Raw genomic sequence first — 8,715 nt, 5'->3', positions numbered from 1 at the left:
GGAAGAAGCGACGCGGCAGGTCTTTGTTCCCCCGGCGCAGACAGTCGCGCAGCACCGTCGCTTCGATGGCGGCGACGGTCATGCCTTGTCCATAAATGGGGTTGAAGCTGCACACCGCGTCGCCGATGACGAGCAGACCGTCGGGGGTTCGGCTCATCTTGTCGTAGCGCCGCCAGCGGTTGGAGGGAACACGGTAGTGGGCTACCTCGCCAAGTGGCTCGGCCGCACGAACCGCGTCCAGGGCATGAGCGGGAGCGAAATCGGCCGCGAAGCTGAGCATGTCGGCGCGGTGGCTGGGTGGTTCGAGGCCCGCCATGGTTCCGACGGCGACCATCCACATGTCGTTTTCGTACCCGAACAGAGCGAACATCTTGGGCCGCCCCGGCTCGGGGAAAAGGGCAATCATCTGTTCCTCGACGGCCCCGGGTGCGATGCGCAGCAGTTGGCAGGCGTAGGCGAGGTGCACCACCAGCTCGTCCTCCGGTGGGCGGCCGTACCCGAGTTCTTCCAGGAATGTCGGTGTCCGCGATCCCCGACCGGTCGCGTCGACCACGAGGTCGGCGGTCAGCGTCGTCTCGCGGTCGTCGTCGCGGCGGACCACGCGGGCCCCGGTGACACGGTCCCGATCCGGCGTCGCCGTCAGACCCGCGACGTCATGACCCTCGAGGATCGTCACGTTCGGAAGGGCCCACACCCGTCGTCGAACATTCCATTCGAGGAACGGTCGGCTCGGAAAAGACAGCACGGCGGGTTCGGCGCCCTGCCGGACCGCGTCATTTGATGTCCCCCAACGGAAATGCGGATCCTCGAGAGGTCACCGTCTTCCCAGCTGGCGGCGCCGCCGGCCGCCAGTTCGTCCCGGAACCCGGGGAACAGCTCGTCGAGGATCTGCGTACCGCGCGACTGGATCGCGTGGATCAGCCTGCCTTGCGGCACACCTCGCCGGTTCACCGGATCCATAGGCAAAGTGTCGCGTTCGACTACCGTCACGCGGTCGTAGAAGTCGGCCAGCACACGGGCGGCCAGCAGGCCGCCCATACTGGCCCCGAGCACCACCGCATGGTCTCGAAGCGTCTCCATGGCGCACCCCAATCGTCGTTGAGCTGCCCGGAGTCTCCAACGCTAAAGGGGTGGGCTCCTAGAGTAGTCAGCTACTCGATTTCGTCGAAACGCTGTTCAGAGTTGCCACGAGCCACCGGGTCGGCGTGTGCCGTCATCCGGGCCTGGACTTCGGCGCGCGGTACACGACGAGTGAACCGGGTAAGGCGTGCACCACCCTGGACGCGACCGCTCGGAACCCGACGTGGCAGCGTCCACCGCGTGCACCACGTCGTAACCGGGCGTCCGATCGAGCCGTCGTTGCAGCCTGCAAAGCAGGTTTGCTCAGATAATTGCCACCGTGTGGCTTTATGTCCGATACTGTCGGAAAATCTCACGCCCAGGAGATCGCGGATGGTTAGCCCGGCCAGCGAAAACACAGGTCTCTGCGGGCTGTGCGGTAACGACCTGCGCGCCAAGGCTCGCTTCTGCGATGTGTGCGGCTCCCCGGTCTGTCCAAGACCGGCCACCGGCGAACACAAGCAGGTGACGGTGCTGTTCGCCGACGTCGTCGGCTCGATGAAGCTCGCGGCGGCGCTGGACGCGGAACGGCTCCAAGAGATCATGAATGAGATGTTCAATCGTGCGGCCGCGGTGGTGCAGCGCTATCACGGGACCGTGGACAAGTTCACCGGTGACGGCTTGATGGCACTGTTCGGTGCCCCGGTGGCGCTGGAGGATCATGCACTGCGGGCGTGCATCTCAGCCCTGGAGATCCAATCTGTCACCAGCGAGCTTGCCGCCGGGGTGCTTCGCCGTGACGGCGTTGCCCTGCAGATGCGAGTCGGGCTGAACTCCGGCGAAGTGATCGCTGGCGAAATAGGTTCAGGGCAAGGAAGATACACTGCGGTTGGCCATCCCGTCGGGATGGCGCAACGTATGGAGGCAGCCGCCCCACCGGGTGGAGTGATGTGCTCGCTCTCCACAGCACGCCTCGTCGAGGAAACCACCCGGCTCGGGCCCGTCGAAGCTATTTCCGTCAAGGGTGCCGACGCGCCCGCGCCCGCGCGACAACTTCTCGCCATGGAGTCCGGGCGGATGGTGTTGGGCCGCCACGAAGGCCTGATGCTGGGCCGCGATGCCGAGATGGATCGGTTGCATAGCCTGTTCGACACCCATCGTGGCTGCCTCGTCGGGGTTGTCGCTCCCCCCGGCCTTGGCAAAAGTCGCCTGCTCAAGGAATTCACCGCGATCGTCGCGAGTCAGGGCGCCGATGTCGTCGTCGCCCGCTGCGAAGCCCACACCAGCACGGTCGCCTTTCGCGCGTTGTCGCGCCTGCTGCGCTCCATGTTCAAGGCGGAAGGGCTCACCGCCGGCGAGGCCCGTGAACACACGAGCGCACAATGCGCCGGGTTGCTCAAACCGCGCTCCGTCGACGCGCAGATCCTGTTCGAAGCCATGGGAATCGCCGATACCACGGCACCTCACCTGCAGGTCAGCGCCGATGCCAGGCGCCGCCGGCTGATCGAAATGCTGGCATATGTTGTCCGGTCACGGCCCACTCGAACCGTGTTCGCGCTCGAAGACGTCCATTGGATCGATGAGGCTAGCGACGACGTCCTTGCTGATTTCGCGACGGCAGTCGACAAAACGACGTCGCTGTTCGTCATGACCTACCGACCCGAGTTCCGCGGTGCACTGCATCAGCGGTCGGGTCACACGATGACGCTGCAGCCGCTGACAATCTCGATGTCAGTCCGCCTGGTCGGCCACCTGCTCGGGGGCGACTCGTCGCTGGACGGCCTGGACGAGCGAATCGCAACGGCGGCGGCTGGCAATCCGTTCTTCGCCGAGGAGATCGTTCGCGACCTCGCCGGCCGCGGCGTACTCGCGGGAAGTCGCGGGCGCTACCGCCGGACGGGCGATGTGGACGAAATCACGGTTCCCGCCACGGTACAGGCGGTGCTTGCTGCCCGAATCGATCGGCTGCCCGCGCCCACGAAGTCGATGCTGAACGCCGCGGCGGTAATCGGTAACGACTTCGACGCGGACACGCTGCATGCCCTGTTACCGGAGAGCGAACCCACGCGTCTGGCCGAGCTGGTGTCGGCCGAGCTGATTGATCAGGTCGAATTCGTTCCACGACAGCGGTATTGCTTCCACCATCCGCTGGTGCGCGCGGTGGCCTATGAATCACAGTTGACCGCCGCCCGCGTGCGTGCCCACCGGAGACTGGCTGCCGCAATTGAGGCGCGCGACTCCGGTGCCGTCGATCACAACGCGGCCTTGATCGCCACGCACCTGGAGGCGGGCGGCGAACTCGTCCAGGCTCATCGCTGGCACATGCGCGCGGCCGAATGGATTCGGCCGCGCGACGTTGTCGCTGCGCGCGCCGAATGGGAGAGCGCACGCCGTATCGCTGACGGATTGGCCGATGACTGCGACGACGTGATCGCCATGCGAATCACCCCACGCACGATGCTGATTTCCACCGCGCTTTATGCCACCGACACCGTCGGCACCGATGAGCGGTACCGGGAGCTTCGTGATCTCACCATGCGGTCCGGTGACCTGGCATCGCTCGCGCTCGCGACCGCCGGACGTATCTGGTCGTTCAGCATCAACGATATCCGCGTTCCCGAGGCCGCAACGCTGGCGTCGGAACTCGAAGATATGGTCGGCGGCATTGAGTGCGACCCGGCGACAAAAGCCATAATCCTGAACTCTGTGGCCTTTGCCCGGTTCGCTGACTGCGAATTGGACGCCGCGTTACGGGTCATCGACGCGATACTGGCACTAGCCGAAAGTGTACCGGCGGTCGAAATCGCTCCGGCGCAAGCTCTTCGCGGGGTCATCGAGATCTTCCTCGGCGACTCCAAGAGAGGCAGACTGCGCTTGCGGGAGGCGATCGGACAAGCACGTGCGCTAAGCCCCCTCAACCACGCGATGATCTCGCATTATTTGGGGACCGTCGCGGTGCTGGGAATGTGCAAGGCTGACGATCTGGTTGACGACACCGGCGAGGCGTTGCGGCGTGCGGAATCCTTCGGCGACGTGAGCGGCGTCATCGCCACGCGCTGGGCCCATGGAACGGTTCTGCTGCGCGCGGATAGCGCTTCGCGCGCCGAGGCGATCGAGCTGCTCGAACGCGCACACACCATGATCAAGAAGCACAAGCTACTGGCCATCGCGTTGACGACCATTGGCGCTGATCTGGCGGTTGATGCCGCGCGTCAGGGGCGAATCGACGAAGCAATCGACAGCCTTCGCCCCACGTTCTTGCAGCACTATGACAGTGGCAGTCGAGTCTTCGTAGGTTGTGCGGGTGAGGCGCTCATCGAGCTGCTCGTCGAGCGGGGGTCCGTCGACGATCTCATCGAAGCCCACCGGATCGTTGATCCGTGGCGGGATCGACGCCCCGGCATTCCCGTGCTGGATCTGTGGTCGCTGAAATCGCGGGCGCTATTGGCCAAGGCGGAAGGCAACTCGGGCGACTACGCTAAACTGGCCTGCCAGTACCTTTCGCTCTGCAGGAAGCTCGATGCCCGTGGCCGGCTGCCCGGGGCGCACCGAATGGTGGATGAATCCCCTGCATTGCGGCAGTGACGGAGATGGCAGTGGTACTGGCGTACACCTCGCCCGCACTTGGCCACCTGTTGCCGATCAGCGCGCTGCTGGTAGAGCTGTCCCGCCGTGGCCACACGGTCCACCTGCGCACACTTTCGACCGGTGTGCAGATCGCTCGGCAGCTCGGCTTCACCGCAGATGCGATTGATCCGCGGATCGAGGCGATCGAGCTCGATGACTGGAAGGCGACCAATCCGCGGGCCGCGCTGCAGCTCGGGCTGGGGGCGTTTGGCCGGCGCGCCGTCCACGAGGTGGCCGATCTCGGGGGCGCGGTAGCACGTGTTCGTCCGGACGCCGCGCTCATCGACGTCAATTGCTGGGGAGCTTTGTCGGCGGCCGAAGCCGGTGACATCCCCTGGGCATGCTTTTCGCCCTACACGCCGCCTCTGCGATCGCCCGGCCTGCCGCCTTTTGGGCTGGGTCTCAGATTATGGCCGGGTGTTTTGGGCCGGCTGCGCGATGCCGCCGTGCGACCCGCGGTGCTGGGTCCGCTGGAGAAGATCATGCTGCCACGAATTAACCTGCTTCGCGCAGACCTGGGCATGAAGCCGGTCGCGTCGGCGGACGAGTTCTTGCGCCGGGCGCCGCTGATGCTGATCGCCAGCGGCAAGCCGTTCCAGTATCCGCAAACCGATTGGGGTGCCGGCGTGCAGATGATTGGCCCTTGCGTCCTTGACCCGCGGCCGGACACGATGCCCGACTGGCTCACCTCGATCGACTGGCCAATCGTTCTGGTCACGACGTCGTCGGAGCAGCAAGGGGACCTCGGCCTGGTGCAGACCGCCATTGCCGCGCTGAATGACGAGCCGGTGCATGTGGTCGCAACCATGCCGGGCGGGCGAGCGGACGATGCAGCCGCATCGCCTAATGCAACAGTGCTGCAATTCATCCCACACGGCTTGGTGCTGGACCGCTCAGTGTGTGCGGTGACGCACGGCGGGATGGGCGCAACTCAACGGGCGCTCGCCCGTGGCATACCGGTGTGCGTGGTGCCGTACGGACGCGACCAGTTCGAGGTCGCGCGGCGCGTCGAGGTAGCCCGGTGTGGTACCCGTCTGCCGGCCAAGAAGCTGTCGCCGTCGCGGTTGCGCGCGAAAGTGCGGGAAGCGATGACAATGGCCGACGGTGCCCAGCGGGTGGCAGCCGGCTTCACGGCCACCGGTGGTACGGGCCGCGGCGCAGATCTCTTTGAGCAGGGCATGCTCGGCCTTGATGTCGGCTGAATCCTCTCTTCGAGGCTCGGAGGAAGCGCTGGAAGTCGTCCACCACGCCCCTGGGTGCGCTCGTGCCACACATGAACTCTATGAGAACTCAGCAAAACGCAGATAAACGGCGCACCCAGCGCTCAAACACCGTTATAGTCGCTCAATGACCGGCGCCGAGCCGCTTGCCGGGCGTGGTAGCGAACTCACGAGTATTCGCTGTGCCTTGTCCGGAGCCGGCCGCCGCTCTGGTGTGGTCATCGCCGGGGCGCCGGGGGTTGGCAAGACCTGGCTGGCCCGCGAGGCACTCCGGCGGGCCGAGGCATCCGGTGAGCGCACGAAGTGGGTCGTCGGCACCGAGTCGGCGCGTGCGCTGCCCCTGGGGGCATTCATCGGCTTGCTGGGTGACGCGATGTCGGACCCCCTGACAAATGTGCGGCGCGTCATCACTTCCTTTGTTGCCCAGCAACATCGGCGCCGCGTGGTGGTCGTGGTCGACGATGCGCACCTGCTGGACGGATTGTCCGCCCTGGTCGTCCATCAGTTGGCGCAGTCGGGCGGGACCCGGCTGGTGGTCACGGTGCGCACCGGCGGTGAGGAACCCGATGCGGTGACGGCGTTGTGGAAGGATGGGCTGCTTGCTCGCCTGGATCTGGAACCGCTTTCGGCTGCGGCAACGCGCGAGGTGATAGAAAGCGCCCTGGGCGGTCCGGTCGATGCCCGCAGCGCTTCTCTTTTCCGGCAGCTGACCCGCGGGAATACCCTGTTCCTGCGGCAGCTGCTGGCCGACCAGATCGCGGCCGGGCGGATGCGGAAATCGGCCGGGGTATGGGTGTGGGACGGTGACGTCGCGGTCTCGGCAAACCTGTCCGACACGGTGGGTCGTCAGATGGGCCGGCTGAGCCCGCGGGTGGCAATGGTGGTCGACACGTTGTCGCAGTGCGAGCCGCTGGCCGTCGATGTCCTGTGCGATTTGGTGTGTCGGCACGACCTGGCAGTCGCCGAGGGAATGGGCCTGGTCAGCGTCGAACGTACCGCCGGCGGGCTGATGGCCAGGCTGGCGCACCCGCTGTTCGGGGAGCTTCGCCGCGCGGGAGTCGGGGAGATGCATTTGTCGGCAATCCGGGGCCGGGTGGCGACACGGCTGGCCGAAGACGAAGACGCCGATATGCAGGCGACCGTGCGCCGCGCGCTGTTGGCCCTCGAGTCCGACCTCGATCCCGAACCCGAGTTGTATCTGGAATCGGCGCGGCACGCCATGACGCTGCTGGACCTCGGCCTGGCCGACCGGTTCGCCACCGCCGCAGCGCAAGCGGGGGTGCATGGGGCGGCGGGGGTGCGGGCGATGAACCTGGTCCTGCTCGGGCGGGGCGAGCAGGCCGAGCAGGCGCTGCGTGAGCTGGCCGATGGGCCCGATGATCTCGAGCCCGGTCGAAACTATTGGGCGAGCGTGCGTGCGGCCAACCTGATCTGGATGCTGAGCAAGCCCGAGGAGGCGGCGGTGATCCTCGAGGGCCTTGCCGCCAACCAAGAGATGCCGGCCCAGGCGGCGGCGCGTCTGGCGGTGCAGGCCTGTCTGGACGCGGTCGCGGCGCGTTGCCGACTCGCGACCGAAAGGGCTTGCGCTGCCCTGGATTCAGGACTTCTGACCGACTTCCACGCGATGCTTGCCTCGCTCGCGTTCATCATGGCCATGGGCGCTCTGGGGGAGGTCGACGAGCTGGTGGCCGTGGCCGATCAGGCGCTGCAGCGCGCGACGACGTCGTTCCAGGCGTCCCACATGCGGTTCTGGTTCGGCGCGGTCTACGGGCGGGCCTGCCGGCTCACCGGGCGCATTGACGAGTTCAGCAGCACTGCACAGCGATTGGCGGATTCCGCGCGCGACGTCCCAGGGCTGGCCTACGCGAACCTGGCCTCCCTGCTGGGCAATGCCGCCCTGGCGCGAGGCGCCGTGGCCGAGGCGGCGGCGCTGATCCATGAGGCCGCAGCCGGCGTCCAGATACATTCCATTACAACGGGTCTGAGGCCGGCGAGCTACTTCGCGCTCGCCGAGGCGCACGCCAAGCTCGGCCAGCCCGACGAAGCCAACGACGCCGTCGACAAGGCGCGGGCGTGCGTGCCGCCCGGCTTCCTGTTCATGCACACCGCGCTGTCGCTGGCCGAGGGGTGGGCGATGGCGGCAAGCGGCCGCCTGGGCGAGGCCGTCGAGATCGCACAACAGGCGGCACGGCTGGCCCGCGTCCGCGGTCAACCCACCCACGAGCTCGCCTGCATACAAGCCGCGGCGCAATGGGGCGATTCCTCGCAGGCGGCGCGGGCACGGGAATTGGCCGGGGCGTTGTCGCTGCCGATTGCAGATGCCGTCGCCGTGCACGAGGAGACCCTGCTCGCCGGCGACGGCGAAGGCCTGCTGGCGGCCTCGGCGTTGTACCGGCGGGTCGGGGATCGGGTCGCGGCTGCGGATGCCGCCGCGCAGGCCTCGGTCGCGTTCACCGCGAACCAGCAGAGCAAGCGCGGCCTCTATGCTGCGGCGCTGGCGAGGGAATTGGCCGATGAATGTGGTGGCTTGTGCACGCCGGCGCTGCGAACCCCGGTGGGGATCAAATTGTCGGGTCGCCAGCGCGATGTCGTCGAACTCGTCGTCGCCGGCCGGTCCAACCGCCAGATCGCCGAGAAGTTGGTGATGTCGGTGCGCACCGTTGAAGGTCACGTCTACCGCGCCTGCCAGCGGGTGGGTGCCGGCTCGCGTGAGGAGCTGGCGTCCATCGTCAGGTCCGGCGCCCGCTAGCCCGCCGCGCGAAAGTCGAGTAGTCGACTACTCGTGCTCGCGGGCGGGAGCCGGCCATAC

At 66.8% G+C, this 8,715-nt stretch carries 5 protein-coding genes; 3 read left to right on the top strand and 2 right to left on the bottom strand.

The annotated features are described in order from the left end of the window. Window positions 1-676 (bottom strand): NAD(P)/FAD-dependent oxidoreductase (locus AC2VOK_RS09665; protein WP_428900278.1); only part of this gene is annotated, 676 nt, incomplete at its 3' end. Beyond that, window positions 673-1,038, bottom strand: a complete 366-nt coding sequence (locus tag AC2VOK_RS09660) for a hypothetical protein (protein WP_428900277.1) — start codon at window positions 1,036-1,038, stop codon at window positions 673-675. The genes AC2VOK_RS09665 and AC2VOK_RS09660, both read right to left, overlap by 4 nt. 414 nt (window positions 1,039-1,452) lie before the next feature. Here AC2VOK_RS09660 and AC2VOK_RS09655 point away from each other — a divergent pair, with 414 nt between their 5' ends. The 3 genes from AC2VOK_RS09655 to AC2VOK_RS09645 all read left to right on the top strand — a co-directional run bounded on the left by AC2VOK_RS09655 (window position 1,453) and on the right by AC2VOK_RS09645 (window position 8,655). Next, window positions 1,453-4,644 (top strand): ATP-binding protein, encoded by a 3,192-nt coding sequence (locus AC2VOK_RS09655; protein WP_428900276.1) that lies wholly within the window; start codon window positions 1,453-1,455, stop codon window positions 4,642-4,644. A gap of 5 nt (window positions 4,645-4,649) precedes the next feature. Beyond that, a complete protein-coding gene (locus tag AC2VOK_RS09650; RefSeq protein WP_428900281.1) occupies window positions 4,650-5,888 on the top strand; it encodes a glycosyltransferase in 1,239 nt (412 codons plus the stop codon). Between the two features lie 145 nt (window positions 5,889-6,033). After that, window positions 6,034-8,655: a helix-turn-helix transcriptional regulator gene (locus AC2VOK_RS09645; protein WP_428900275.1), complete on the top strand. Its 2,622-nt coding sequence runs from the start codon at window positions 6,034-6,036 to the stop codon at window positions 8,653-8,655. Window positions 8,656-8,715 lie beyond the last annotated feature (60 nt).

This window comes from Mycobacterium sp. TH-M116 (genome assembly GCF_057473685.1).
The sequence above is the reverse complement of the archived record's forward strand: the minus strand, read 5'-3'. Positions and strand labels throughout refer to the sequence as shown.

Coding starts and splice junctions, on each gene's coding strand:
- AC2VOK_RS09655 (WP_428900276.1), top strand. CDS start 1,453: ATGGTTAGCCCGGCCAGCGAAAACACAGGTCTCTGCGGGCTGTGCGGT.
- AC2VOK_RS09650 (WP_428900281.1), top strand. CDS start 4,650: ATGGCAGTGGTACTGGCGTACACCTCGCCCGCACTTGGCCACCTGTTG.
- AC2VOK_RS09645 (WP_428900275.1), top strand. CDS start 6,034: ATGACCGGCGCCGAGCCGCTTGCCGGGCGTGGTAGCGAACTCACGAGT.
- AC2VOK_RS09660 (WP_428900277.1), bottom strand. CDS start 1,038: ATGGGCGGCCTGCTGGCCGCCCGTGTGCTGGCCGACTTCTACGACCGC.